19 protein-coding genes are annotated in these 24,485 nt (G+C 67.5%); 10 read left to right on the plus strand and 9 right to left on the minus strand.

What is annotated here, in order from left to right; all coding sequences use genetic code 11:
• Window positions 1–12: 12 nt before the first annotated feature.
• The 6 genes from glgC to BLQ77_RS15175 are packed head-to-tail and all read left to right on the plus strand — an operon-like array spanning window position 13 to window position 9,147.
• The gene (gene glgC / locus BLQ77_RS15150; RefSeq protein ID WP_008884854.1) at window positions 13–1,278 is read left to right on the plus strand and encodes a glucose-1-phosphate adenylyltransferase; all 1,266 of its coding nucleotides are present in this window, start codon (window positions 13–15) and stop codon (window positions 1,276–1,278) included.
• A complete protein-coding gene (gene glgA, locus BLQ77_RS15155) occupies window positions 1,275–2,687 on the plus strand; it encodes a glycogen synthase GlgA (protein WP_089960694.1) in 1,413 nt (470 codons plus the stop codon). Before glgC ends, glgA begins: the two co-directional genes overlap by 4 nt.
• Window positions 2,684–4,741 (plus strand): glycogen debranching protein GlgX, encoded by a 2,058-nt coding sequence (glgX, locus tag BLQ77_RS15160; RefSeq protein ID WP_008885268.1) that lies wholly within the window; start codon window positions 2,684–2,686, stop codon window positions 4,739–4,741. The genes glgA and glgX overlap by 4 nt, the downstream gene beginning before the upstream one ends.
• Window positions 4,738–6,609, plus strand: a complete 1,872-nt coding sequence (malQ, locus tag BLQ77_RS15165) for a 4-alpha-glucanotransferase (RefSeq protein ID WP_089960696.1) — start codon at window positions 4,738–4,740, stop codon at window positions 6,607–6,609. The genes glgX and malQ overlap by 4 nt, the downstream gene beginning before the upstream one ends.
• Window positions 6,610–6,621: 12 nt before the next feature.
• On the plus strand, window positions 6,622–8,256 hold the full coding sequence (locus BLQ77_RS15170; protein WP_089960699.1) for an alpha-D-glucose phosphate-specific phosphoglucomutase: 1,635 nt from the start codon (window positions 6,622–6,624) through the stop codon (window positions 8,254–8,256).
• Window positions 8,257–8,262: 6 nt separating this feature from the next.
• Window positions 8,263–9,147, plus strand: coding sequence for a DMT family transporter (locus tag BLQ77_RS15175; RefSeq protein ID WP_089960701.1), 885 nt, complete (start codon window positions 8,263–8,265; stop codon window positions 9,145–9,147).
• Between the two features lie 287 nt (window positions 9,148–9,434).
• Here the strand turns inward: BLQ77_RS15175 and BLQ77_RS15180 are convergent, their stop codons facing one another.
• Window positions 9,435–10,589, minus strand: a complete 1,155-nt coding sequence (locus BLQ77_RS15180; RefSeq protein ID WP_008886217.1) for a mechanosensitive ion channel family protein — start codon at window positions 10,587–10,589, stop codon at window positions 9,435–9,437.
• Window positions 10,590–10,856: 267 nt separating this feature from the next.
• On the opposite strand from BLQ77_RS15180, the gene eno reads away from it, so the two are divergent.
• On the plus strand, window positions 10,857–12,131 hold the full coding sequence (gene eno, locus BLQ77_RS15185) for a phosphopyruvate hydratase (protein WP_008886230.1): 1,275 nt from the start codon (window positions 10,857–10,859) through the stop codon (window positions 12,129–12,131).
• A 348-nt stretch (window positions 12,132–12,479) separates the two neighbouring features.
• On the opposite strand, the gene BLQ77_RS15190 is transcribed toward eno, so the two are convergent.
• Window positions 12,480–12,881, minus strand: a complete 402-nt coding sequence (locus tag BLQ77_RS15190) for a cell division protein ZapA (protein ID WP_008884326.1) — start codon at window positions 12,879–12,881, stop codon at window positions 12,480–12,482.
• On the minus strand, window positions 12,878–13,528 hold the full coding sequence (locus BLQ77_RS15195; protein ID WP_089960703.1) for a hypothetical protein: 651 nt from the start codon (window positions 13,526–13,528) through the stop codon (window positions 12,878–12,880). The genes BLQ77_RS15190 and BLQ77_RS15195 overlap by 4 nt, the downstream gene beginning before the upstream one ends.
• A gap of 231 nt (window positions 13,529–13,759) precedes the next feature.
• Here BLQ77_RS15195 and tkt point away from each other — a divergent pair, with 231 nt between their 5' ends.
• Window positions 13,760–15,778, plus strand: coding sequence for a transketolase (gene tkt / locus BLQ77_RS15200; protein WP_089960706.1), 2,019 nt, complete (start codon window positions 13,760–13,762; stop codon window positions 15,776–15,778).
• Between the two features lie 218 nt (window positions 15,779–15,996).
• Here the strand turns inward: tkt and BLQ77_RS15205 are convergent, their stop codons facing one another.
• Window positions 15,997–16,965: a DUF808 domain-containing protein gene (locus BLQ77_RS15205; RefSeq protein WP_089960708.1), complete on the minus strand. Its 969-nt coding sequence runs from the start codon at window positions 16,963–16,965 to the stop codon at window positions 15,997–15,999.
• 264 nt (window positions 16,966–17,229) lie between these two features.
• On the opposite strand from BLQ77_RS15205, the gene gap reads away from it, so the two are divergent.
• Window positions 17,230–18,237: a type I glyceraldehyde-3-phosphate dehydrogenase gene (gene gap, locus BLQ77_RS15210; RefSeq protein WP_008884896.1), complete on the plus strand. Its 1,008-nt coding sequence runs from the start codon at window positions 17,230–17,232 to the stop codon at window positions 18,235–18,237.
• Between the two features lie 203 nt (window positions 18,238–18,440).
• Here the strand turns inward: gap and BLQ77_RS15215 are convergent, their stop codons facing one another.
• The 5 genes from BLQ77_RS15215 to BLQ77_RS15235 all read right to left on the minus strand — a co-directional run bounded on the left by BLQ77_RS15215 (window position 18,441) and on the right by BLQ77_RS15235 (window position 23,442).
• Window positions 18,441–19,001, minus strand: coding sequence for an NADPH-dependent FMN reductase (locus tag BLQ77_RS15215; RefSeq protein ID WP_089960710.1), 561 nt, complete (start codon window positions 18,999–19,001; stop codon window positions 18,441–18,443).
• A gap of 170 nt (window positions 19,002–19,171) precedes the next feature.
• Window positions 19,172–20,380, minus strand: a complete 1,209-nt coding sequence (locus tag BLQ77_RS15220) for a beta-ketoacyl-[acyl-carrier-protein] synthase family protein (RefSeq protein ID WP_089960712.1) — start codon at window positions 20,378–20,380, stop codon at window positions 19,172–19,174.
• Window positions 20,377–20,637: an acyl carrier protein gene (locus BLQ77_RS15225; protein WP_008885018.1), complete on the minus strand. Its 261-nt coding sequence runs from the start codon at window positions 20,635–20,637 to the stop codon at window positions 20,377–20,379. The genes BLQ77_RS15220 and BLQ77_RS15225 overlap by 4 nt, the downstream gene beginning before the upstream one ends.
• A 39-nt stretch (window positions 20,638–20,676) precedes the next feature.
• Window positions 20,677–21,777 (minus strand): UDP-3-O-(3-hydroxymyristoyl)glucosamine N-acyltransferase, encoded by a 1,101-nt coding sequence (gene lpxD, locus BLQ77_RS15230; protein ID WP_089960715.1) that lies wholly within the window; start codon window positions 21,775–21,777, stop codon window positions 20,677–20,679.
• A 30-nt stretch (window positions 21,778–21,807) separates the two neighbouring features.
• A complete protein-coding gene (locus BLQ77_RS15235) occupies window positions 21,808–23,442 on the minus strand; it encodes a L,D-transpeptidase family protein (RefSeq protein WP_089960860.1) in 1,635 nt (544 codons plus the stop codon).
• A gap of 334 nt (window positions 23,443–23,776) precedes the next feature.
• On the opposite strand from BLQ77_RS15235, the gene mepK reads away from it, so the two are divergent.
• Window positions 23,777–24,346, plus strand: a complete 570-nt coding sequence (mepK, locus tag BLQ77_RS15240; RefSeq protein WP_008886359.1) for a peptidoglycan L,D-endopeptidase MepK — start codon at window positions 23,777–23,779, stop codon at window positions 24,344–24,346.
• Window positions 24,347–24,485: the final 139 nt, after the last annotated feature.

The raw sequence follows: 24,485 nt of genomic DNA on the forward strand, positions 1-24,485 counted from the left end.
GGAGGACAGAAGGTGCCTTGGAGAAATCAGAGACTCGCCGGACGGAGCATGGCTTTCGTTCTGGCGGGCGGTCGCGGCTCGCGCCTGCACGAGTTGACCAACAGCCGGGTGAAGCCCGCGGTCTATTTCGGCGGCAAGACCCGGATCATCGACTTTGCGCTGTCGAATGCCATGAATTCGGGCATCCGCAAGATCGCGCTGGCGACGCAATACAAGGCGCACAGCCTGATCCGCCACTGCCAGCGCGGCTGGAACTTCTTCCGCGACGAGCGCAACGAGTTCCTTGACATCCTGCCCGCCTCGCAGCGCTACAACGAACAGACCTGGTACCGCGGCACGGTCGACGCGGTGGCGCAGAACATCGACATCATCGACAGCTACGACATCGACTACATCGTCATCCTCGCGGGCGACCACATCTACAAGATGGACTACGAGATGATGATCCGGCAGCACGTGGAGTCGCGCGCCGACGTGACCGTGGGCTGCCTGACCGTAGACCGCGGCGAGGCCAGCGCCTTTGGCTGCATCGCGGTGGACGAGAAGGACCGCATCAATTCGTTCATGGAAAAGCCCAAGGACCCGCCGGGGCTGCCCGACAACCCCGAGAAGACGCTGGTGTCCATGGGCATCTACGTCTTCAGCTGGGCCTTCCTGCGCGAGCGGCTGCTGGAGGATCTCGAGGACGAGAACTCGAGCCACGACTTCGGCAACGACATGATCCCCGAGATCGTGGCGCAGGGCACCGCGCAGGCGCACCGTTTCCAGAACAGCTGCGTGCGCACCCGCCCCGACGCCCCCGCCTACTGGCGCGACGTGGGCACGGTGGACGCCTTCTGGAAGGCCAACATCGACCTCACCGACTTCAACCCCGAGCTTGACCTCTGGGACCGCAACTGGCCGATCTGGACCTATTCCGAGCTGGTGCCCCCCGCCAAGTTCATCCACGACGAGGAAGACCGGCGCGGCTCGGCCGTCAGCTCGATGATCTCGGGCGGCTGCATCGTCTCGGGCACCGAGATCCGCGAGTCGCTGCTCTTCACCATGTGCCACACCAATTCCTATGCCTCGCTCCACCGCGTGGTGGCGCTGCCCTATGTTCAGGTGGCACGGCATGCCCGTCTTAAGAATGTCGTCATCAATCGCGGCGTTCATATCCCCGAGGGGCTCGTCGTCGGCGAGGACCCGGAAGAGGATGCAAAGTGGTTCCGCGTCAGCCCCGGCGGCGTGACGCTCATTACCCAGCGGATGCTGGACCGGAGGGAAGCCGAACGATGACAAGGGTGCTGTCCGTCGCCTCGGAATGCGTGCCGCTCGTGAAGACCGGAGGGCTCGCGGACGTGGCGGGGGCCCTGCCGGCGGCGCTTGCCCCGCATGGGGTCGAGATGCGTACGCTGATCCCGGGCTACCGCTCCGTCATGCAGGAGGTCGGCCGCGACACCAAGGTGGCCGAGTGGGACGACCTCTTCGGCGGCTTCGCCCGGGTCTACCGCGGCAAGCTGGGCGACAACGTGCTTTACGTGCTGGACGCGCCGCATCTCTACGATCGCGACGGCCGACCCTATTCCGACGCGCACGGCCGCGACTGGCCGGACAACGCCGAGCGCTTCGCCGCGCTGTCGAGCGCCGCGGCGATGATCGCCGCCGACGGCATCGAGGGCTGGATGCCGCAGGTCATGCACTGCCACGACTGGCAGGCGGGCTTCGCACCGCTCTACCTGCGCGAGCTCGGTGCCTCGGACCGGGTGGCGAGCCTGATGACCATCCACAACATCGCCTTCCAGGGCATCGCCCGGGCCTCGATGATCTCGACGCTGGGCCTGCCGCGCTCGGGCTTCAACGAGAGAGGCTACGAGTACTGGAACAACATCAGCGCGCTGAAGGCGGGGCTGGTCTACGCCGACAAGCTGTCGACGGTGTCGCCCACCTACGCGTCCGAGCTGATGACCGAGTCCTTCGGCATGGGGCTCGACGGCGTGCTGCGCGAGCGGCAGGCGGATCTTGTCGGTGTGCTGAACGGCATCGACGAAGGCATCTGGACCCCGCCCTACAAGTCGCCCGACGGCAAGGCCAAGTACCGCGCCGCCCTGCGCGAAGAGATGGGCCTGCCCGACTGGCCCGGCCCGCTCTGCGTGCTGATCTCGCGCCTGACCGAGCAGAAGGGCCTCGACATCCTGCTGCAGGCCCTGCCCGCGCTGCTCGACCGCGGTGGTCAGCTGGCGCTGCTGGGGGCCGGGGACCGCGACCTCGAGGAGGCGTTCCTCGGCTATGCGGGCGCCCATCCCGGCGTCGCCACCCGCATCGGCTACGACGAGGCGCTGGCCCGGCGGCTGGTGGCAGGCGGCGACGCCATCCTCGTGCCCTCGCGATTCGAGCCCTGCGGCCTTACCCAGCTCTACGGGCTGCGCTACGGCACGCTGCCGCTGGTGGCTCTGACCGGCGGTCTCGCCGACACGGTCATCAACGCATCGCCCGCCGGATTGGCAGCGGGGGCCGCAACCGGGGTGCAGTTCCACCCGGTGACCGCGCAAGCCCTTGCACAGGCCCTGATGAAGCTGGTCAAACTCTACGATGACCGCCCAACCTGGACCCGCATGATGAAGAACGCCATGGCCTCCCCGGTGAGCTGGGAACATTCCGCCGCGACCTACGCTGCGCTCTACTCCGAGATGGTCAAGACCGCATGAGCGGCCCCGAAATGCTTGCCGGACGGCCGTCCCCGCTGGGGGCGACCTTCGACGGCGATGGCGTCAACTTCGCGGTGTTCTCGGCCCATGCCGAGGCGGTGACCCTGTGTCTTTTCGACGAGCGCGGGACCGAGACCGCCCGCCTGCCCCTGCCCGACCGCGACGGCGACATCTGGTACGGGCGGGTGCCGGGCCTTACCCCCGGCCAGCACTACGGGCTGCGCGCCGAGGGGCCCTTTGCCCCGCGCGACGGCCACCGATTCAACCCCGCCAAGCTGCTGGTCGACCCCTACGCCCGGCGGCTCTCGGGGCACCCGCTCTGGCACGACTCGCTCTATGGCGGCGCCGAGGCACCCGATCCCCGCGACAGCGCCCGCTTCATGCCGAAATGCGTGGTCGAGGACACCAGCTACGACTGGGGCCACCACGAGGCACCCGAGACGCCGCTCGAGCAGAGCATCCTCTACGAGGCCCACGTGAAGGGGCTGACCCGGCGCTTTCCGGGGCTCGACCATCCGGGCCAGTTCCTCGGGATCGCGTCGGACCCGGTGCTCGAACACCTGATCAAGCTCGGCGTCACCGCCATCGAGCTTCTGCCGGTGCAGGCCTTCCTCAACGACCGCTTCCTCGTGAAGAAGGGGCTGGTGAACTACTGGGGTTACCAGACGCTGGGCTTCTTCGCCCCCGAGCCGCGCTACCTCTCGCACGGGCGGCTCTGGGAATTCCAGTACATGGTCGCGCGGCTGCATTCGGTGGGCATCGAGGTCATCCTCGACGTGGTCTACAACCACAGCTGCGAGGGCGACGAGAACGGCCCGACGCTGGCCTTCCGCGGGCTCGACAACCGGTCGTACTACCGGCTGCACGACGACAAGCGCTTCTACATCAACGACACCGGCACCGGGAACACGCTCAACGTCGACCACCCGATGGTGCTGCGCATGGTGCTCGACAGCCTGCGCTACTGGGCGACGACCATGGGCGTGGACGGGTTCCGCTTCGATCTCTGCTCGACGCTGGGTCGCACGACGAATGGCTTCGAGCCCGACGCCGCCTTCTTCAAGGCGATCCGGCAGGACCCGGTGCTGGCGCAGAAGAAGCTCATCGCCGAGCCATGGGACATCGGACCCGGCGGCTACCAGCTGGGCGGCTACCCGCCGCCCTTCGCCGAGTGGAACGACCAGTACCGCGACGGCGTGCGCCGGTTCTGGCGCGGCGACGTGGGCCACGTGCCGGTGCTTGCCGACCGCATCACCGGCTCGGCCGGGATCTTCGACCATGGCGGCCGCAACGCCACCTCCTCGGTCAACCTGATCACTGCCCATGACGGCTTCACGCTGATGGACACGGTGAGCTACCGAATGAAGCACAACGAGGCCAACGGCGAGGACAACCGCGACGGCCATGGCGAGAACTACTCGGACAATTTCGGCGTCGAGGGCCCCAGCAACGAGCCGGTGATCCTTGACGCCCGCGCGCAGCGCCGCCGCAACATGCTGGCGACGCTGCTGCTCAGCCAGGGCACGCCGATGATCCTTGCCGGCGACGAGCTGGGCCACAGCCAGAAGGGCAACAACAACGCCTATGCGCAGGACAACGACACCAGCTGGATCGACTGGGACGCCGCCGATGCCGAGTTCCTCGAGTTCACGCGCTGGATCATCAGCTTCCGAAAGGCCCACCCGATCCTGCGCCAGAAGCGCTTCCTGCACTCGCGCCCGCGCAAGGTGGACGGGGTGCCGGACCTGTTCTGGTGGCGCCCGGACGGGCAGGAGATGACCCGCGCCGACTGGACCAACGGTCACCTGCACGTGCTCTGCGCCGAGTTCCGCATGGCCAGTGGGACGCCGAAGTTCGCCCAGCGAGAAGAGGCGATCTACCTCGCCTTCAACGCCGGCGACGACGTCGAGCTGACCCTGCCCGGCCTGCCCGAGGGCTTCCGCTGGGTGCGCCACGTGGACACCTCGCAAACCATGCTCACCGCCGAGCCGGTGACGTCCCCCATCACGCTCGCCGCGAATTCCGTGCTTGCCCTGGTCGAGGAGCCGGCATGACCGATCAGACCCTGAACGACCGCGCCCTGCGCGCGGGCATCATTCCCGAATTCCGCGATCTCTTCGGCGTCACCCAGACCGCCACCGACGAGACCAAGCTCGCACTTCTGCAGGCCATGGGGCTCGACGGCGACGACATCGCGCCGACGCCGCTGCTGCCGCTCTGGCACGTCTGCGAGCCCGGCGTGCCGGTGGCGCTCGACTGCCCCGGTGACTGGCGCCTGCGGCTCGAGGACGGGACAGAGACCGAGGGACGCGGCCCCCTGCCCGCGCTGCCGCTGGGCCGGCACCTGCTGGAAAGCGCCGGCGCCCGCTGTTGGCTGCTGTCGGCGCCCGCGCGCCTGCCGCTGCCGCGCAAGATGTGGGGGCTGATGGCGCCGCTCGCCTGCCTGCGCAGCCCCGACGAGGGTGGCATCGGCAGCTACGACGACCTCGCGCAGCTCGCCGAGGGCGTGGGCGCGCTCGGCGGGGCCTTCCTCGGCATCAACCCGATCCACGCGGGCTTCCCCGTCGATCCCGGCGGCTTCAGCCCCTACACGCCCTCGCACCGCCGCCGCTTCGCCCCGCTCTACCTGCCGACCGCCACCCGCGCGCCCGAGCCCGGGCCGCTGGTGGTCCTGCCCGATGAGCTGCCGGCGCGGATGCAGGCGCTCGAGGACGAGTTCCGCGCGGCCCCTCCCGGCGCCGCCTTCGACGCCTATCTCGAACACGAGGGCGAGGCGCTGCGGATCTTCGCCCTGCATCAGGCGCTGTCGGAGAAGCTTGGCGCCTACTGGGACAGCTGGCCCGCCGCCTACCACGACCCCAAGGGCGAAACCGTCAGGCAGGCCGCCCACGAGCTCGCCGGACGCAGCCGCTTCCACGCCTGGCTGCAGTACAAGGCCGAGGGCGCGCTCAGCGAGACGCAGCACCGCGCCAAAGCGAGCGGCATGGACCTCGGGCTCTATCTCGACCTCGCCGTCGGCACCCATCCGCACGGAGCCGAGACCTGGGAGGACCGGCAGAGCTTTGCCTTCGGTGCCAGCCTCGGCGCCCCGCCCGACGCCTTCGCGCCACAGGGCCAGAACTGGCACCTCGCCCCGTTCAACCCGGCGCACCTGATCGACACCGGCTTCGAGGCGCTGGCCCTGACGCTCCGCCAGCAGCTCCGCTTCTCGGGGGCGCTTCGCATCGACCACATCCTCGGCTTCGAGCGCGCCTACTGGGTGCCCGACGGGGTGCCCGACGGCGACCTGCCCGGCGCCTACGTGACCATGCCGCGCGACGCCATGCTGGCCATCGCCCGGATGGAGGCCGCCCGCGCCGGCGCGGTGATCGTGGGCGAGGATCTCGGCGTCATCCCCGACGGGCTGCAGCACGCGCTCGAGGACAGCGGCATCCTCGGCTGCCGACTCATGTGCTTCGAGCACGCGGGCGACCCGCCGTGGTACCGCGCACCGCAGGACTACACCGAAGGCGCCATCGCCAGCTTCAGCTCGCACGACCTGCCGACCTGGCGCGGCTGGCGCTCGGGGCGTGAGATCACCCTGCGCCGCGACATGGGCATCACCCCGCCCGAGCATGTCGAAGGCATGATGTCCTGGCGCGGCCGCGAGGTCGAAGGCTTCGACGGCGCCACCGGACCCTACCGCGACGGCTATGCGCCCGAGACGCCCGAGGCCATGGCCTCGCTGCTCGCGCAGACCGCATCGCGCATTGTGGCGTTACAGATCGAGGATATGCTGGGGCTCGACAACCAGCCGAACATGCCGGGAACGGTGTGGCAATACCCCAACTGGCGTCAGCGCCTTCCCACCGGCGTGGCAGAGATTTCCGCCTCGCCCGTGCTTGCAAACTGCGCCCGGATCATGAAACGTGCCGGGCGATAGGAGACGGAATTCATGACCACCATTCGCACCATCCCCACCGAACCGATCGACGGGCAGAAACCCGGCACGTCGGGACTTCGCAAGAAGACCACGGTCTTCCAGACCCACCACTATCTCGAGAATTTCATTCAGAGCATCTGGAACGGGATCGGCGGCGTCGAGGGCAAGACGCTGGTGCTGGGCGGCGACGGGCGCCACTTCAACAGCCAGGCGGCGCAGGTGGTCATGCGCATGGCAGCGGCGAGCGGCGCGAAGAAGATCATCGTCGGCAAGCGCGCGCTGTTGTCGACGCCGGCCGCCTCCAACCTGATCCGCAAGCGCGGTGCCGACGGCGGCATCATCCTTTCGGCCAGCCACAATCCCGGCGGCCCCAACGGCGACTTCGGCGTGAAATACAACACCGGCAACGGCGGCCCCGCCGCCGAGGGCGTGACGGGCAAGATCTTCGATGCGACCAAGGAAATCGCCGAGTTCAAGGTCACCGAAAGCCATGACGTGGGCCTGCGCATGCTCGACACGGTGACGCTGGGCGACATGGAAATCGAGATCGTCGACCCGGTGGACGACTACGCCGACCTGATGGCGCAGCTCTTCGATTTCGACGCGATCCGGGCACTGTTCCGCTCGGGCTTCCGCATGCGCTTCGACGCCATGCACGCGGTCACCGGCCCCTATGCCACCCGCATCCTGCAGGAGATCCTCGGCGCGCCGCCGGGCACCGTGATCAACTCGATCCCGCTGCCCGATTTCGGCGAAGGACACCCTGACCCGAACCCGACCTGGGCCAAGACCCTCTGGGACGAAATGATGCGCGCCGACGGCCCCGACTTCGGCGCGGCCTCCGACGGTGACGGCGACCGCAACATGGTGGTGGGCCGCCAGTGCTATGTCTCGCCCTCGGACAGCCTCGCAGTGCTCGCCGCCAACGCGACGCTGGTGCCGGGCTACAGGGACGGGCTCAAGGGCGTCGCGCGCTCGATGCCGACCAGCCAGGCGGTGGACCGCGTGGCCGAGAAGCTGGGCATCGACTGCTACGAGACCCCAACCGGCTGGAAGTTCTTCGGCAACCTGCTGGACGCCGGCCGCGCCACGCTCTGCGGCGAGGAAAGCTTCGGCACCGGCTCGGACCACGTGCGCGAGAAGGACGGCCTCTGGGCGGTGCTGTTCTGGCTCAACATCCTCGCCGTCAAGAAAGGCTCCGTCGCCGAGCTGATGGAGGCGCACTGGGCCGAGTACGGCCGCAACTACTACTCACGCCACGACTACGAGGCGGTGGACAGCGACGCGGCCAACGCGCTGATGGAGCACGTGCGCGGCCAGCTCGCCGCGCTGCCGGGCCAGAGCTTCGGCCCCCTCACCGTCACCAGCGCCGACGAGTTCGCCTATGACGACCCGGTCGACGGCTCGCGCTCCGAGGGCCAGGGCCTGCGCGTGGCCTTCGAGGGCGGCGGCCGCCTCGTGCTGCGGCTCTCGGGCACCGGCACCGAGGGCGCGACGCTGCGCGTCTACCTCGAGAAGGTCGAGACCGATCCCGCCGCCTTCGGCCTCGATCCGCAGGAGGCGCTGGCCGACGTCATCGCCGCGGCCGAAAACATCGCCGAAATCAGGTCCCGCACCGGACGCGACGCGCCCGACGTCATCACCTGATCCAGGGTGGACACGCTCCGCGCGATCCTGCTGATGGTGCTTTCCATGGCGTTGCTGGCTGCCAGCGACGCCTTCCTCAAGCTTGCCTCCCAGAACGCCCCGGTGGGCCAGGTCATGCTGATGCTGAGCATCGGCGCGACGCTGCTTTTCGTGGCGCTGGCGCGGTTGCGGCGGGTGTCGCTCAACGTCGCGGATGCCTTCCACCGCAAGGTCATGCTGCGCAACATCTGCGAGATGGCGGGCGCGCTCGGCATGATCGTGGGGCTGTCGAAGATCCCGCTCTCGCTGATGGCGGCGATCATGCAGACCGCACCACTGGTGGTGACCCTCGGCGCCGCGCTCTTCCTCGGAGAGCCGGTGGGCTGGCGCCGCTGGCTTGCCATCGCGGTGGGGCTGGTGGGCATGCTCATGGTCATCCGCCCGGGCGGCAGCGGCTTCACCGGGTGGGAGATATTCCCGGTAGCCGGCGTCACCGGCCTCGCCGCGCGTGACCTCGTGACCCGGGTGGTGCCGCAGCGCATCCCCTCGATCGCAATCTCGGCCTACGGCTTCGCGGCCGTCTTCCCGGTGGGTCTCGCGGTGCTGCTGGTGACCGGCACGCCGCTGGTCGCCGAACCGCCGGTGTTCCTGCACATGGCGGGCGCGGTGGTGGTCACGGCGGCAGGCTACCTCGCGGTCACCACGGCGATGCGAATGGCGCCGGTCTCCGCCGTCGCCCCGTTCCGCTACACGAGGCTGGTGTTCACCGCGGGGCTCGGCATGGCGGTCTTCGGCGAACGCCCCGACGGCTGGACCTGGGCGGGCGCCGCGCTGATCCTCGGCGCCGGGCTCTACAGCTTCCTCCGCGAGCGCCGCCTCGCCCGGCAACAGCTCTCGGTGCTCAGACCCTGACACCTCCCCCAAAGGGAGGTCACACAGCCCGCCGGCAAACAGACCCTTCATCAGACCATAGCGACCGCCGCCCCAAAGGACCGCCCCGCCCTTCATCTTGCCAGGTAAACTCCGGGGGAGTCGCGCAAGGCGCGACGGGGGCAGCGCCCCCTCGTCCCGCCACATCCGCACGGCCTGCACACTCCCGGCACCACGCCGACACGCGCAATCCGGACCCGAGTTGTCAGCGTCCCCTGCAACGGGCAACCGGGCGACCACGCCCAAGGGCCCTCCAAGACAACACCCCGTCAGTGTCGTCCGCCCACCACCTCGACCCCGGGCGGCATCTGGCGGTGGCTGCCGTCCACCGAGACCGTCTCGCGGGTGCGCGGCAGGGCTTCGGGCATCTCCTTCTGGATCCAGGTGATCAGCTCCTCGCGGATCTCGCAGCGCAGGTCGTAGGTGCGCGGCGCGTTGCGGGCCGAGGCCAGCACCCGCACCTCCATCACCCGCTCGCGGAAGTCATTGACCTGGACGTGACAGACGTTGCCGTCCCAGAGATCGGAGTTCCGGCAGACCTCGTTGGTCTTCTCCCGCAGCCGCTTGATGTCGGCGCAGTGGTCGAGGTAGAGCAGCACGCCCCCGATCAGCGACGAGCTGTCGCGGGTCCAGTTCTGGAACGGCTGCTCGATGAAATAGCTGAGCGGCACCACGAGGCGACGCCAGTCCCAGATCTTGATCACCACGTAGGTGCCGGTGATCTCCTCGACCCAGCCCCATTCGCCCTCGACGATCACCGCGTCGTCGATGCGGATCGGCTGGGTGACGGCAAGCTGGATCCCAGCGATCAGGTTTTTCAGCACCGGCTGGAAGGCGAAGCCGACGACGATGCCCGCGGCACCGCCCGCCGCCAGCAGCGACACGCCCCACTGCCGCACCCCCTCGAAAGTCATCAGGATCGCCGCCGTCACCACAATGACAATCACCCAGCCCGCCAGCCGCACCATGATGCGGCTCTGGGTGACGTGCTTGCGGGCCAGGAAATTGTCCTCGGAACCGAGCGTGAACTTGCGCAGGTGCACCGTCGTCCAGATGTGCAGCGCCGTGTGCAGCGTCCAGGCCACCAGCACCATGAAGGCGATGAGCAGCGCGTGCTGGCCGAAATCGGTCTGCTCGGGGCTGAGCGGCGCCACCGCGACGCCCACGGTCAGCGTCGCCACGACGAGCCCAAGCCGCAGCGGGCGGCGGGTGCGGGCGACGAGGCTGCGCCAGAACAGGTCCTTCTTCGCAACAGCCCGGTTCAGCACCGCAAAGACCAGCCGGAAGATCACCAGCCCCAGCAGGAAGAACGCCACCACCACCGCCATCGGCATCACCCAGTCCGGCAGGACCGGCAGCACCTCCTCGATGTCCGTGGTGATCTCGGCCACCTGCTGCTCGATCTGGTTCAGCTCTTCTTCCATGCAAAAGCTCCTGGCCCCGGGCGCGCCTCCTCCAACTGGCCCCGGTGTCTGACTGCGTTGTTGATTGTCCTTTCGCGGCAACATAGCTGCAGCGCGGCACAAGGCAAAACCGCGGGCCGCCCCTCCTGCCCCGATGGCGCGTTTCCGCTGCGCGATGTTAGCGCTACATCGTGCGAATGCGGCGTGTTAGCGCGAGCGCGCGTTTACAATCGTCCCTCGCCTGCTATAGCTCCAACGAACCCACTCTGGAGGCGAGGAACGGACCCCATGAGCACCATCATCGACATTCACGCCCGCGAGATCCTCGACAGCCGCGGCAACCCCACGGTCGAAGTCGACGTCACCCTTGAGGACGGCTCGATGGGCCGCGCCGCCGTGCCCTCGGGCGCCTCGACCGGCGTGCACGAGGCGCACGAGCGCCGCGACGGCGACAAGGACCGCTACATGGGCAAGGGCGTGCTCGAGGCCGTGGCCGCGGTCAACGGCGAGATCGCCGAAGCGCTGGTCGGCTTCGACGCCACCGAGCAGGAAGCCATCGACGGCGCCATGATCGAGCTCGACGGCACCGACAACAAGGGCCGCCTCGGCGCCAACGCCATCCTCGGCGTGTCGCTCGCGACCGCGAAGGCCGCTGCCGAGTACTGCGGCCAGCCGCTTTACCGCTACGTCGGCGGCACCGCGGCCCGCGTCCTGCCGGTGCCGATGATGAACATCATCAACGGCGGCGAGCACGCGGACAACCCGATCGACATCCAGGAATTCATGATCATGCCGGTCGCCGCGGAGAACATCCGCGAAGCGGTGCGCATGGGCTCCGAGGTGTTCCACACCCTCAAGAAAGAGCTCTCGGCCGCGGGCATGTCCACCGGTCTCGGCGACGAGGGCGGCTTCGCCCCCGAGCTCGCGTCGACCCGTGACGCGCTCGACTTCATCCTGAAGTCCATCGAGAAGGCCGGCTACACCCCGGGCGACGACATCATGCTCGCGCTCGACGCCGCCTCGACCGAGTACTTCAAGGACGGCAAGTACGAGATGAAGGGCGAAGGCCTCTCTCTCACCTCCGCCGAGAACGTCGCCTATCTCGAGAAGCTCTGCGCCGACTACCCGATCCTGTCGATCGAGGACGGCTGCGCCGAGGATGACTGGGAAGGCTGGAAGATCCTGACCGACACGCTCGGCGACAAGGTACAGCTGGTGGGCGACGACCTCTTCGTCACCAATCCCGCGCGCCTCTCCATGGGCATCGAGCAGGGCGTCGCCAACTCGATGCTGGTGAAGGTCAACCAGATCGGCTCGCTGTCGGAAACGCTGAAGGCCGTCGATATGGCCCACCGCGCGCGCTACACCAACGTGATGTCGCACCGCTCGGGCGAAACCGAGGACGCCACCATCGCCGACCTCGCTGTCGCCACCAACTGCGGCCAGATCAAGACAGGCTCGCTGGCGCGTTCCGACCGGCTTGCCAAGTACAACCAGCTGATCCGCATCGAGGAGATGCTGGGCGACGTGGCGGTCTTCGCCGGCAAGTCGATCCTGCGCTGAGTGCTGCGCGGGCTCCCCGCAAGGTGAGCCCGCGTTCGCTCGGGCCGAAAAGGCTCAGGCCGAAGTGCTCAGACCGAAAACACTCGGGCCGCAGACACTCAGGCCGAAAACACGAAGGGCGGTGACCGGATGGCACCGCCCTTTTTCATGTCTTGACACGTTGCGGCCGGCAGCGCGTGCAGTCTGGCGCGCCTGGCAGCACGGGCATTCTGGAGACCGCCCCCGGCGGCACACGGCAGTCACGATCACGCGCCACGCGATGCGTGGCAATCACGACGCCCCTACCGACGAGGCACCGCGGTCAGGCAGTCAGGAGACGGACCCAGACGACACGCGGCGGTCAGGCGGTCAGGAGGCCGCCTTCTCCTCGATGGCCTCGGCCAGCGCCTCGGCGCGGGCCGCCATCTCCGCCAGCGTGTCGCTGACGCTGTTGGGGATCACCGGCACCTCGACCTTCTCGGGCGCGGGCGCGGGCTGTTCGCGCAGCTCGCGCAGTTCCTCGGCCATCTCGCCCAACCGGTCCTCGGCCGCGCGCAGCTTGTCCTCGAGCCCGGCGGTCTTGTCCGCCAGCATCAGACCGGACATCAGCAGCAGCCGCGATTCCGGCATCCGGCCGATCTGTTCCACCAGCACCTGCGCCTCGATGTCGAGCATGCGCGCCGCGGTCAGCAGGTACTGTTCCTCGCCCTGTTGGCAGGCCACGTCGAAAGTGCGGTTCCCGATGATGATCTGGACTTCGATCTGGCTCATTGCACCGTCTCCTCATCGCCATGCGATACGTCGTCACCCGCCGCCTCGGACAGCAGCGGTGCCATTGCCCCGAGCACCGCGCGGATCTCGGCCTCTTCCGCCGCGCGCGCCGCACGCAGCGCCTCGAGCTCGGCCAGCATCGCCTTGTTGACCAGATGCGGCTCGCCCACGTTGTCCTGCAGCGCGCCGCGCATCTCCTCGCAGGTCTTGCGCAGCATGTCGTTGGCGGTCTTCAGGCGCTGCATCTCGGCGTCGAGCGCCGCCATGCTCTCGCGTTGTGCCTCGACCCGCTCCATCAGCGCGGCGTCGGACACCAGCGGCGCCGCGGGTGCAGCCTGCGCCTCTTCGAGACGGGAGCGCAGCGTCTTCACCCGCTCCTCGAGCTGGGAATTGGCCATTTTCTCTTCGTCGAGCGCGTCGCGCAGCCGGGCGATCTCTGCCGCGGCCTCGGCGGCGGCTTCCTCGGCGGCCTCGGCCCAGCCCGCATCAACGGCGGTCGCAGGCCCGGGCGTCGCCTCGGGGTGAGGCTCGGGCATCGGTGCGGATGGCGGTGCGGATGGCGGCGCGGCAGACAGCGCCTCGACCCCCTTGGCGATCCGGTCGAGCGCGCGCGACATCCGCGACTGCAATTCTTCGATCTGGCTCATCTTGCCCTCGCTATCTCAGCCGTGGGGGCCTGTCTCGCCCATCGCACGAATCGGCACCGCCCCTTCGGTCAAGAGTTTACCAAGCGCAACGGTAAATTGCGCCCCCATAAGTAACAAGGCGTTACGGGCCGGAGTTCATCCGCCCATCGAAGCCTGTTTGCGCCAAAGCTTGCACTTCGGTGCCACGCTGCTATTCAGCGCCGGAACGGCTCTGGAGAGAGAGGACGCCCCGTGGACATCAACGCCCTTCGAGAAGCACATCCCGACCATTGGCAGCGGTCGACTGCCATTCGCGCGCTGACGCTCGACGCGGTGGCCGCAGCCAATTCCGGCCACTCCGGCATGCCCATCGGCATGGCCGACGTGGCGACGGTCCTGTGGTCGAAGCACCTGAAATTCGACGCGAAAAACCCGAACTGGCACGACCGTGACCGGTTCATCCTCTCGGCGGGCCACGGCTCGATGCTGATCTACTCGCTGCTCTATCTCACCGGCGATGCGCAGATCACCCTCGACGAGGTGAAGAACTTCCGCCAGTGGGGCTCGCGCACCGCGGGCCACCCCGAGAACACCCATGCCGACGCCATCGAGATGACCACCGGTCCGCTCGGCCAGGGCATCGCGCATTCCGTGGGCTTCGCCATGGCCGAGGAAATCCTCCGCGCCCGTCACGGCAAACAGGTCGTCGACCACCACACCTATGTCATCGCCGGTGACGGCTGCCTGATGGAAGGCGTGAGCCAGGAGGCGCTCGGCATCGCCGGCCGCTACGGCCTCGGCCGCCTCGTCCTGTTCTGGGACAACAACGACATCACCATCGACGGCAAGGTGTCGCTGTCGGACCGCACCGACCAGGTCGCCCGCTTCAAGGCCTCGGGCTGGCACGTGCAGGAGATCGACGGCCACGACCCCGAGGCCATCGACGCCGCCATCGTGGCCGCGAAGAAGGTCACCGACCAGCCGTCGATGATCGCCTGCAAGACCCACATCGCGCTGGGTCACGCCGCGCAGGACACCTCCAAGGGCCACGGCGCGCTGACCAACGCAGACCAGAACGCCGACGCCAAGGCGGCCTGGGGCTGGACCACCGGCCCGTTCGAGATTCCGGCCGAGATCAAGTCCTGGTGGGAAGAGGCCGGCAGCCGTGGCGCCGCCGAGCGTGAGGCCTGGGAAACCCGCCTCGCCGCGCTCTCGGAGCGCAAGCAGGCCGAGTTCAACCGTGTCATGTCGGGCGACGTGCCGAAGAAGCTGTCCTCGGTGATCCGCGCGCTCAAGAAGCAGAACTCGGAAGCCGCGCCCAAGGTGGCGACCCGCAAGGCGTCCGAGATGGTGCTCGAGGTGGTGAACCCGGTGCTGACCGAGACCGTGGGCGGCTCGGCCGACCTTACGGGCTCGAACAACACCAAGACCGGCGATCTCGGCGTCTTCGACGTCGACAACCGCAAGGGCCGCTACGTCTACTGGGGCATCCGCGAGCACGGCATGGCCTCGGCCATGAACGGCATGTCGCTGCACGGCGGCATCCGCCCCTACGGCGGCACCTTCATGGCGTTCACCGACTATGCCCGCCCGGCCATGCGCCTGGCCGCGCTGCAGAAGACGCCCACCGTCTTCGTGATGACCCATGACAGCATCGGTCTCGGCGAGGACGGCCCGACCCACCAGCCCATCGAGCACCTCGCCATCTCGCGCGCGACGCCGAACACCCTGGTGTTCCGTCCCGCCGACCTGATCGAGACCGCCGAGGCCTGGGAAATCGCGTTCAGCCAGACCGAGACCCCCTCGGTGCTGTCGCTGACCCGCCAGAACCTGCCGACCGTGCGCACCCAGCACAAGAACAACAACCTCACCGCTCAGGGCGCCTATGTCCTTGCGGAGGCCGAAGGCAAGCGGCAGGCGATCCTGCTGGCCACCGGCTCCGAGGTCGAGATCGCGCTGGCCGCCCGTGACCTGCTGCAGGCGGAAGGCATCGGCACCCGCGTCGTCTCGATGCCCTGCTGGGAGCTCTTCGAGGCACAAGACGAGGCCTACCGCAAGCGCGTCCTGCCCGCGGGCCCGGTGCGCGTCGCCGTCGAGGCCGCCGCGCGCTTCGGCTGGGACAGGTGGCTGTTCGGCGAGCGTGGCCGCGAGGCCAAGGCCGGCTTCGTGGGCATGGAGGGCTTCGGCGCCTCCGCCCCGGCCGAGACGCTCTACGAGAAGTTCGGCATCACCGCCGAGGGCGTGGCCGCGAAGGTCAAGTCGCTGCTCTGAACGGAGAGCGACGGCAGCGAGGGGCCAGCCCCTCGCGCTCCCCGGAGTTTAGGGGCAAGATGAAGGAGGGGCGGCGCGCTATGTGCCGCCCCTTCGCGTTTCCGGTTGGGTGGCCTGGAGGCGTGGTGGATCCGGGCGGCGACTTGCGGTGCACGCGGTGCGGCGATCCGCCGGGGTCAGGCGGGCCGTCGTAAGATTGGCCGGGAGTGGGCCGGAGATCAGTGTGCCGCCTTGCTGCCGCCGAAGAGCGGCAGCACGAGCCTGGTGACGACCGGCACCAGCACCATGCCCCAGGCGAGGCCGAGGATGAAATCCATCGTTGCCGTCGCCAGCCACAGCACCGCGGGTTGCCATTGCTCGCTGACCGCGTGTTCGGCGATCACCGCGTAGTGGTGGATGAATTCCTCGGGGGCTGCCGAGCCCATCTGCGCCAGCGAGTGGACGATGATCGAGCCGCCGACCCAGAGCATCGCGGCGGTGCCCACGGTCGAGAGGATCTTCATGACATAGGGCATGCCCTTGACGATGCCGCGGCCGATGGCGCGGGTCACCGAGAGCCGGCCGACCTGCGTGAGCCAGAGCCCGACGTCGTCGGCCTTCACGATCAGCGCCACCGCGCCGTAGACCAGCGCGGTGATCCCCAGCCCCACCAGCGCCAGCACCACCGCCTGGATCCAGACCTCGGGCGCCTCGATGGTCGAGAGCGCCAGCGTCATGATCTCGGCCGAGAGGATGAAGTCGGTCTTGATCGCGCCCTTCACCTTGGTCTCCTCGAGATGGGCGGGGTCGCCCCTGGCGGCGGCATCCTCGGCCGCGCCCGCCTTCGCGCCGTGCGGCATCAGCACGTGCAGCACCTTCTCGGCGCCCTCGAAACAGAGGTACGAGCCGCCCATGACCAGCAGGATCGGCACCAGCCACGGCGCGTAGGCCGCCATCAGCAGCGCCGCAGGCAACAGGATGATCAGCTTGTTGAACACCGAGCCGCGCGCGATCTTCCAGATGATCGGCAGTTCACGCGAGGCCTCGAAGCCGTGCACGTATTTCGGCGTCACGGCGGCGTCGTCGATCACCACGCCCACGGCCTTGGAGCCCGCCTTGGCAGCATTGGCCGAGATGTCGTCGACCGAGGCCGCGGCAATCTTGGCGATACCCGCCACGTCATCTAGAAGCGCCAGAAGACCGCTCATGTCACACTCCGTATTGCGTCTCTGGGAAGCTAGCGGTGGCCTCCCAAGGTTCAAGCCGCGTACCCCATCGCCGTCCTTCCAATCGGTTGTCTCGCGGCGCGCTGCAGGGCTGCCCGAATTGTGCCCCAAACACGGGAAAATGTTAGCGCAATCTAAATGTTTATCGCTAACATATTGGCTTAATTGCATTTTTCAGGTTGGCAAGGCTGCATACCCACGTATACAGACCCTCGTCTTCCGCGCTGCAGCCAAGGAGTTCTGCCCATGACCGTCACTGTCGGAATCAACGGATTCGGCCGAATCGGCCGTTGTACTCTGGCTCATATCGCCGAGAGCGCGCGCAACGATGTGCAGGTGGTCCGGATCAACGCCACCGGCCCCATCGAGACCGCTGCCCACCTGCTGCGCTACGACAGCGTGCACGGGCGCTTCGCCGGCGAGGTCAAGGTCGTGGGCGGCAATGCGCTCGATCTCGGCCGCGGCCCCATCGACGTCATGTCGACCTACAACATGGACGAGCTTGACTGGAGCGGCTGCGATGTCGTGCTGGAATGCACCGGCAACTTCAACGACGGCGAGACGGCCTCGCAGCACATCCGCCAGGGCGCGAAGTCGGTTCTGATCTCGGCCCCCGCCAAGAACGTGCAGAAGACCATCGTCTACGGCGTGAACCACCGCGACCTGGTGCCGGGCGACGTGATGATCTCGAACGGCTCCTGCACCACCAACGGTCTGGCGCCGCTGGCCAAGGTGCTCGACGAGGCCATCGGCATCGAGAGCGGCATCATGACGACGATCCACAGCTACACCGGCGACCAGCCGACGCTGGACCGCCGCCACAACGACCTCTACCGCGCGCGGTCGGCGGCGATGGCGATGATCCCCACCTCCACCGGGGCTGCCAAGGCCATCGGCGAGGTGCTTCCCAACCTCAAGGGCAAGCTCGACGGCTCCGCGATCCGCGTCCCCACCCCCAACGTCTCGGCCGTGGACCTGACCTTCCAGGCCAGCAAGGACGTCACCGTCGAGGACGTGAACGAGGTCGTTCGCGAAGCCGCTGCGGGTCGGATGGGAATGGTGCTTGCCTATGACCCCGAACCCAAGGTATCTGTGGATTTCAACCACACCACGGCGAGCTCCATCTTTGCACCGGAGCAGACCAAGGTCGTCGGGAAGCGCACCGTGCGCGTTCTTGCCTGGTATGACAATGAGTGGGGCTTTTCAGCCCGGATGGCCGACGTGGCCGCAGCCATGGGCCGCCTGCATCACTGATCGCGGGCACGGGTCCAGTCCCACCCCGAGGGGCGGCGGAGGGGAGACCGCCGCCCTTCTTTCATTCCGGGGCATGGTTTTTCGGGGCCTCGGGTTTGATGGGCAAAAGACCTCAAGGCACTGGTTTTCCAGGAAAAATGGTCCGAAATGACGAAGGGCGCCGGTGATCGGCGCCCGCTCTGTTTCCGGCTCCAGGCCATGCCTCAGCTTGCGGACGACAGCTTGTCGATCCAGGCCGCGAAGCCGTCCATGACGCTGCGCAGGAAGTCGCGCGTACCGTCATTGATGATGTTGCCGTCCTCGTCCAACACCTCGGTGATGTTGCCCACATAGGCTTCGGGCTGGTGCATGGGCGGTGCGTTCAGGAACACCAGCGACTGACGCAGGTGGTGGTTGGCACCGAATCCCGCGATCCCGCCGGGCGAGCCGGTGACGATGGCGGTGGGCTTGCCGTCCCAGACGCTGGCGCCGTAGGGGCGCGAGCCCACGTCCAGCGCGTTCTTCAGGCTGGCGGGCACCGAGCGGTTATACTCGGGCGTCACGAAGAGCACCGCGTCGGCGCGGCTCAGACATTTGCGGAACTGCGTCCACGCCTCGGGAGGGGTACCCTCGTCGAGATCGGGGTTGTAGAGCGGCAGCGCGCCGGTGCCCACGAAGGTGAACTCCAGCCCGTCCGGGGCGAGCCCCACCAGAGCCTGCGCCAGTTTGCGGTTGTAAGAGCCCTCACGCAGAGAGCCGACGATGATGGCAACGTGTTTCGACATCTGTGCCTCCGTTATCCTGTGGTACAGAGGTAGGGCGCGAGGGCCCACAGGGTTAGCCGGAAAATCCGCACCATGCCTGCGCGCAGATTGACGGAACACAAAGCGCCGCCCGCCCGAGAGGGACACGGCGCGTTCCTGTCTTCCTGAAACCGCGAAACGGGCGCGGGCTGTCAGACCTTGCGCAGCGCCAGTACCGCATTCAGCCCGCCGAAGGCGAAGGCGTTGGACAGCACCACGTCGACCTCGGCTTCGCGAGCCTCGTTCGGGACGACATCGAGCGCGCATTCCGCGTCCGGTTCCTCGTAGCCGATGGTGGGTGCGATCACGCCGTCCCGCAGGGCCATGATGCAGGCCAAAAGCTCGACCGCGCCGGTACCGCCGATGCAGTGCCCGTGCATGGCCTTGGTGGACGAGATCATCACCCGGTCCGCCTGCCCGCCAAGCGCATCGGCCACCGCCGCGCATTCGGTCTTGTCGTTGGCCGCCGTGCCGGTGCCGTGGGCGTTGATGTAGCCCACCTCGTCGTGCCTGATGCGGCCGTCGCGCAGCGCGCCGGTGATCGCCCGCGCGGCCCCCTGTTTCGAGGGCATCACGATGTCGGAGGCGTCCGAGGTCATGGCGAAGCCCACCACCTCGGCAAGGATTTCGGCGCCGCGCGCCCGCGCGTGCTCGTATTCCTCGAAGACGTAGACGCCCGCGCCCTCGCCCTGCACCATGCCGTTGCGGCTGGCCGAGAACGGCCTGCAGGCGTCCTTCGACATGACGCGCAGCCCTTCCCAGGCCTTCACCCCGCCGAAGCAGAGCATCGACTCTGAGCCGCCGGTCAGCATCACCGAGCAGGCGCCCGAACGCACCATCTGGAAGGCGAGCCCCATGGCATGGTTCGACGAGGCACAGGCGGTGGCGACCGTGAAGGTCGGCCCCCGCAGGTTCATCTCCATGCTCACGTGCGAGGCCGCAGCGTTGTTCATCAGCTTCGGCACCACGAAGGGGTGAACGCGGTTCTTCCCCTCTTCGTAAACCGAGCGGTAGTTCTCGTCCTGGGTGATGAGTCCGCCGCCGGAGGTGCCCAGCACCACGCCCGAGCAATCGGCGAGATCGCCGTGGAAGCTCAGCCCCGACTGCGCCACCGCCTCGCGCGCGGCAAGCAGCGCGAACTGGGTGAAGCGATCGTAGAGCGCCATCTGCTGGCGGTTGAAGTAGCTCTCGGGCTCGTAGCCCTTGATCTGGCCACCGATGCGGATGGCCAGGCGCTCGACGTCACGGAATTCGAGCTCGGCAATCCCACAGCGGCCCTCGCGCATCGCCTCGAGGGTCGCGGGGACGTCCCGCCCCAGCGCGTTGATCGTGCCCGCGCCGGTAATGACGACCCGCTTCACGCCGCCTGCTCAGAGATCAGCTTCTCGATGCCGGCGACGATGGTGGCGACGGAGGAAATGTCGAAATCGCTCTGCTCGGGCTCGTTGGCGTTGAAGGGCACCGAGATGTCGAACTCTTCTTCGATGGCGAAAATGCTTTCAACCAGGCCCAGGCTGTCGATCCCGAGGTCGTCCAGCGTGCTCTCCATCGTCACGTCGGACGGCTCCAGCACGGCCTGCTCGGCGATGATCGCAATGACTCGATCCTTGACGCTCATGGTGCGGCGCTCCCTTCTCGTCGCAGAGTTGCGGATGCTTTACTGGTCCCCGACGAGCTTGGAAACCGCTTTCTTGAGCTCCGCGACATCACGGAACAGGCGCGGCAGCCGGCGCAGGCCCTTGTAGGTTTCTACGTGGCTTTCCATCTTCATCGCCGGGTAGCCAAGCATCACCCGACCGGCCGGAATGTTCGACAGGACCGTGGTGCCGCCACCGGTGATGACGTTGTCGCCGATGAAGATGTTGTCGGAGACACCGGTCTGCCCGGCCAACACGACGTTGTTGCCGATCCTGGTCGAGCCCGCGATGCCGCAGCAGCCACAGATCAGCGTGTTGTTGCCCACCACCACGTTGTGGCCGATCATCACGAGGTTGTCGATCTTGGTGCCGTTGCCGATGCGGGTATCGCGCACAGAGCCGCGGTCGATGGTGGCGTTGGCACCGACCTCGCAGTCGTCGCCGATGGTGACCCCGCCGAGCGAGTGGATGCGGGCCCATTGCTGGGCGTTGTCGGTGCCCTCTTCGCCGAGGCTGGCGCGGGCCTTCTCGACGCCCGAGATCTCGGGCGTCACGTAGGAGAAGCCGTCGCCGCCGATCGCGGCGCCCGGCTGCGCGATGAAGCGCGCGCCAATGGTGACGCGGGCGCCGATGCGGACGCCCGCGTGGATCACCGCGCCGTCGCCGATCACCGTGTTCCAGCCGATATAGGCCTGCGGACCGACCACCGAGCCGGCGCCGATGCGCGCCTCGGGTCCGATCACCGCAAGCGCGCCGACGCTGACGTCAGCGCCCAGCACCGCGGAGGGGTCGATCACCGCCGAGGGATGGATGCCGCTGCCATAGCCCTGCCCCGGATCCATCATCGCCGAGAGCCCGGAGAGCGCGTGGCGCGGCCGCCCGGCGAGGATCGCGCCCTGGAGCCCCAGCGCGTGCCAGTCGGCATCGGCCCAGAGCATCGCCGTACGGGCCTTGCCCTCGGGGATCTGCGCCGCGAACTCGGGCTTCATCGCCAGCGCCAGCTGGTCGGCGCTCGCCAGGGCGGGCTCGTTCACGCCTTTGACTTGGATGGTGGTGTCGCCCACCGCTTCGAGCCCAAGGGCCGCGGCGACGTCTGCGAGAGTGTGGGTCTGGTCGGACATATGGGGCCTCCGGGATTTCTCCCGAAGGATTTAACCCTGACCGCCGGCCAGTACCACCCCCTCGGAGGCAAGGGCGGCCCAGATCCGCGCGTCGCGGCCATAGACGTCGGGGCGGTAGTTCACCTGCCCCTTCGCCTTGGTGAAGGCGGTGCGGTAGATCAGGTGCACCGGCACCGGCTCGTCGAGGTTCACGCGGGTCTCGGACCCGGTACGCAGCCGCGACTGGAAGAAGCCGACCGGATCGTCGGTCTGCCGCGCCAGCAGCGCATAGGCGAAATCATGCGGGTCGCCGAGCCGGATGCAGCCGTGCGAATAGGTCCGCTGGTTCTGGTTGAACAGGCTCTTCGACGGCGTGTCGTGCAGGTAGATGTTGTACTTGTTGGGGAACATGAACTTCACAGTCCCCAGCGCGTTTCGCGGCCCCGGCGGCTGACGCATGGCATAGGGGAAGCTCGCGGCGCTGTACTGCGCAAAGCCCCTGCCACGGTTGACCCGGCGGCCGCTGCTGTCGGTAATCTCGAGATGGCTGACCGCGCCCGGATTGCGACGGAGCTGCGGCAGGTACTCGTTCACCACGATGGACCGCGGCACGTACCACGACGGGTTGATGACCATGAACTCCATGCGGTCCGAGAACTCGGGCGTGCGGCGGTCGGGATCCTGGTGACCGACGACCGAACGGGTCTCGAAGCTCACCTTGCCGTCGTCTATGATGCGGGCGTGGAAGTCCACGAGGTTGACGAGGATATGCCGCGCGCCCAGCCCCTCGGGCATGTTGAGCCAGCGCTCGCGCTCCATCGCCACGATGACCGATTTCAGCCGCTCCTCGGGACCGACGTTGATCGCCGAGAGCGTCGAGGAGCCGGCGACGCCGTCCACCTTGAGCCCGTGATCTTCCTGGAAGCGCGACACGGCGGCAACGATGGCGTCGTCGTAGCGGGCGCTGAGCGAGGGCGCGAGATAATTCATCGCCACCAGCCGGTCGCGCAGAGCCACCACATCGGCACCGGTCTGCCCCGGTTCGAGCTTGCCGCTGCGGACGGTCGCGCCCCAGCCGCCATGGGCGATGCGATGCTCGAGCGTCAGCTTCTCGTGCATCAGCCGGGCATATTCCGGAGAGTGCGGCGCGAGGTCGCGCAGCACGGCGCGCGGGTCGCGACGGGCGAGATCCTGCAGCAGCCCCTCGGAGGCCAGCCGCTGCGGCGGACGCTTGATGCCGGAATCGATGCGGCGTCCGTCGAGCATGCCGCCGTTCAGATCGTGCGCATATTTCAGGAAGGTGCGGCTCAGCTCGACCTCGACGAGCCCGCGGGACCGGTCACCCTGCACCGAGCGCATCCGCGTCAGCAGACCGTTGAGATCGTAGCGCCGCGCCGGCAGCCCGTGCGCCTCGGCGCGGGACAGCGCCTCGATCAGCGCCGCGCGGCGGTCCTGCGAGGCGGAATCATCGGCGGTCCAAAGCGGCTCAAAGCCCCGGGCGCGGTAAAAGGCGGCCATGCCTTCGTCCTCGGACAGCGATCCCGCGACGGCCTGCTTGTAGGCCGTGAGCGACAGTCCCTGCGCCGCGACCCCTTGCGGAGCCATGGCCACAAGCCACCCCGCCGCCAGCGCCGCTGCCATGCCCGCCCGGAAACCCGCTCTCGTCTGCCTGCGCTCTTTTGACATACCCATCCCGAAATTAACCGCCTTCAAGTGATGAACTATTCTTGTTCTTCAGTGGTCTGGAGTGTCCACTCACATTTCCGAAAAATTAAATGTTTCCCCCTAGAAGAGACTGCACTGCATCGCATCCGGGAGGTCAGCACATTTGCGCCACAGGTGTAAGCTCTTTTGCGCAGGATCTTGCCGAAAGAGCTTGATAACGGGAACGCGACTTAATTCACGCTTTCGACACGAATCCCGTTGTGGCATACAATCAATGCATCTGGGGAGAGATGGCAGGGCCGCCCAACGAGGCGGCGCAAACAGGTACAGCGACTAACGGGACAGGCGCTTCAACATGACTCAACGAACTGCAGGCGGCGTCACGCGCCGCGGCCTTCTTGGCGCATTTGCGGCCACACTTGTCACAGCAGCACCGACGTACGGCAATGCCGCGGGCTTCCTCCGCGGTGGTGGTGACATTCGCCGGATCAAGATGTATTCGGGCCGCACGGGCGAAAAGATAGACATGATCTATTGGATCGAGGGGGAATATATCCCCGACGCCCTCAAGGAAATCACCTACTTCATGCGCGACTGGCGCACGAATGACGTGAAGCACATCGACGCGCGCACGATCGACATCATGACGGCCGCGCACAACCTCATGGACACGACCGAACCGTACATGCTCATCTCGGGCTACCGGTCGCCCAAGACCAACGCCATGCTCCGCTCGCGCAGCTCTGGCGTTGCGAAGAACTCGCGCCACCTCAAGGGTGAGGCTGCGGATCTTCACATGAACTCCCGCTCCGTCAACCAGATCGCCAAGGCGGCCCAAGCGTGCCGTGCGGGTGGCGTGGGGCGCTACACCAGCTCAAGCTTTGTTCACATGGACTGCGGACCGGTGCGCACCTGGGGAAGCTGAGCCCGGACTCTTGTTCGTCCATCTGTGACAGAACGTACCACAAGACGTCCGGTTCCGGGCGTCTTGTTTTTTTTCAGGGTTAATTCCGGGCCCCTGCCCGACCGCCCCCGACCCCGGCAAAATCCGCAGGATTTACACA

Source organism: Salipiger thiooxidans (assembly GCF_900102075.1).
GTDB lineage: Bacteria > Pseudomonadota > Alphaproteobacteria > Rhodobacterales > Rhodobacteraceae > Salipiger > Salipiger thiooxidans.

Excerpts from the sequence above, each read along its gene's own strand:
- mepK (WP_008886359.1), top strand. The coding sequence starts at position 23,777 with ATGACTCAACGAACTGCAGGCGGCGTCACGCGCCGCGGCCTTCTTGGC.
- BLQ77_RS15190 (WP_008884326.1), bottom strand. The coding sequence starts at position 12,881 with ATGAGCCAGATCGAAGTCCAGATCATCATCGGGAACCGCACTTTCGAC.
- BLQ77_RS15225 (WP_008885018.1), bottom strand. The coding sequence starts at position 20,637 with ATGAGCGTCAAGGATCGAGTCATTGCGATCATCGCCGAGCAGGCCGTG.
- glgX (WP_008885268.1), top strand. The coding sequence starts at position 2,684 with ATGAGCGGCCCCGAAATGCTTGCCGGACGGCCGTCCCCGCTGGGGGCG.
- lpxD (WP_089960715.1), bottom strand. The coding sequence starts at position 21,777 with ATGTCCGACCAGACCCACACTCTCGCAGACGTCGCCGCGGCCCTTGGG.
- BLQ77_RS15170 (WP_089960699.1), top strand. The coding sequence starts at position 6,622 with ATGACCACCATTCGCACCATCCCCACCGAACCGATCGACGGGCAGAAA.
- glgA (WP_089960694.1), top strand. The coding sequence starts at position 1,275 with ATGACAAGGGTGCTGTCCGTCGCCTCGGAATGCGTGCCGCTCGTGAAG.
- malQ (WP_089960696.1), top strand. The coding sequence starts at position 4,738 with ATGACCGATCAGACCCTGAACGACCGCGCCCTGCGCGCGGGCATCATT.
- gap (WP_008884896.1), top strand. The coding sequence starts at position 17,230 with ATGACCGTCACTGTCGGAATCAACGGATTCGGCCGAATCGGCCGTTGT.
- BLQ77_RS15235 (WP_089960860.1), bottom strand. The coding sequence starts at position 23,442 with ATGTCAAAAGAGCGCAGGCAGACGAGAGCGGGTTTCCGGGCGGGCATG.
- eno (WP_008886230.1), top strand. The coding sequence starts at position 10,857 with ATGAGCACCATCATCGACATTCACGCCCGCGAGATCCTCGACAGCCGC.
- BLQ77_RS15205 (WP_089960708.1), bottom strand. The coding sequence starts at position 16,965 with ATGAGCGGTCTTCTGGCGCTTCTAGATGACGTGGCGGGTATCGCCAAG.
- BLQ77_RS15195 (WP_089960703.1), bottom strand. The coding sequence starts at position 13,528 with ATGAGCCAGATCGAAGAATTGCAGTCGCGGATGTCGCGCGCGCTCGAC.
- BLQ77_RS15180 (WP_008886217.1), bottom strand. The coding sequence starts at position 10,589 with ATGGAAGAAGAGCTGAACCAGATCGAGCAGCAGGTGGCCGAGATCACC.
- BLQ77_RS15215 (WP_089960710.1), bottom strand. The coding sequence starts at position 19,001 with ATGTCGAAACACGTTGCCATCATCGTCGGCTCTCTGCGTGAGGGCTCT.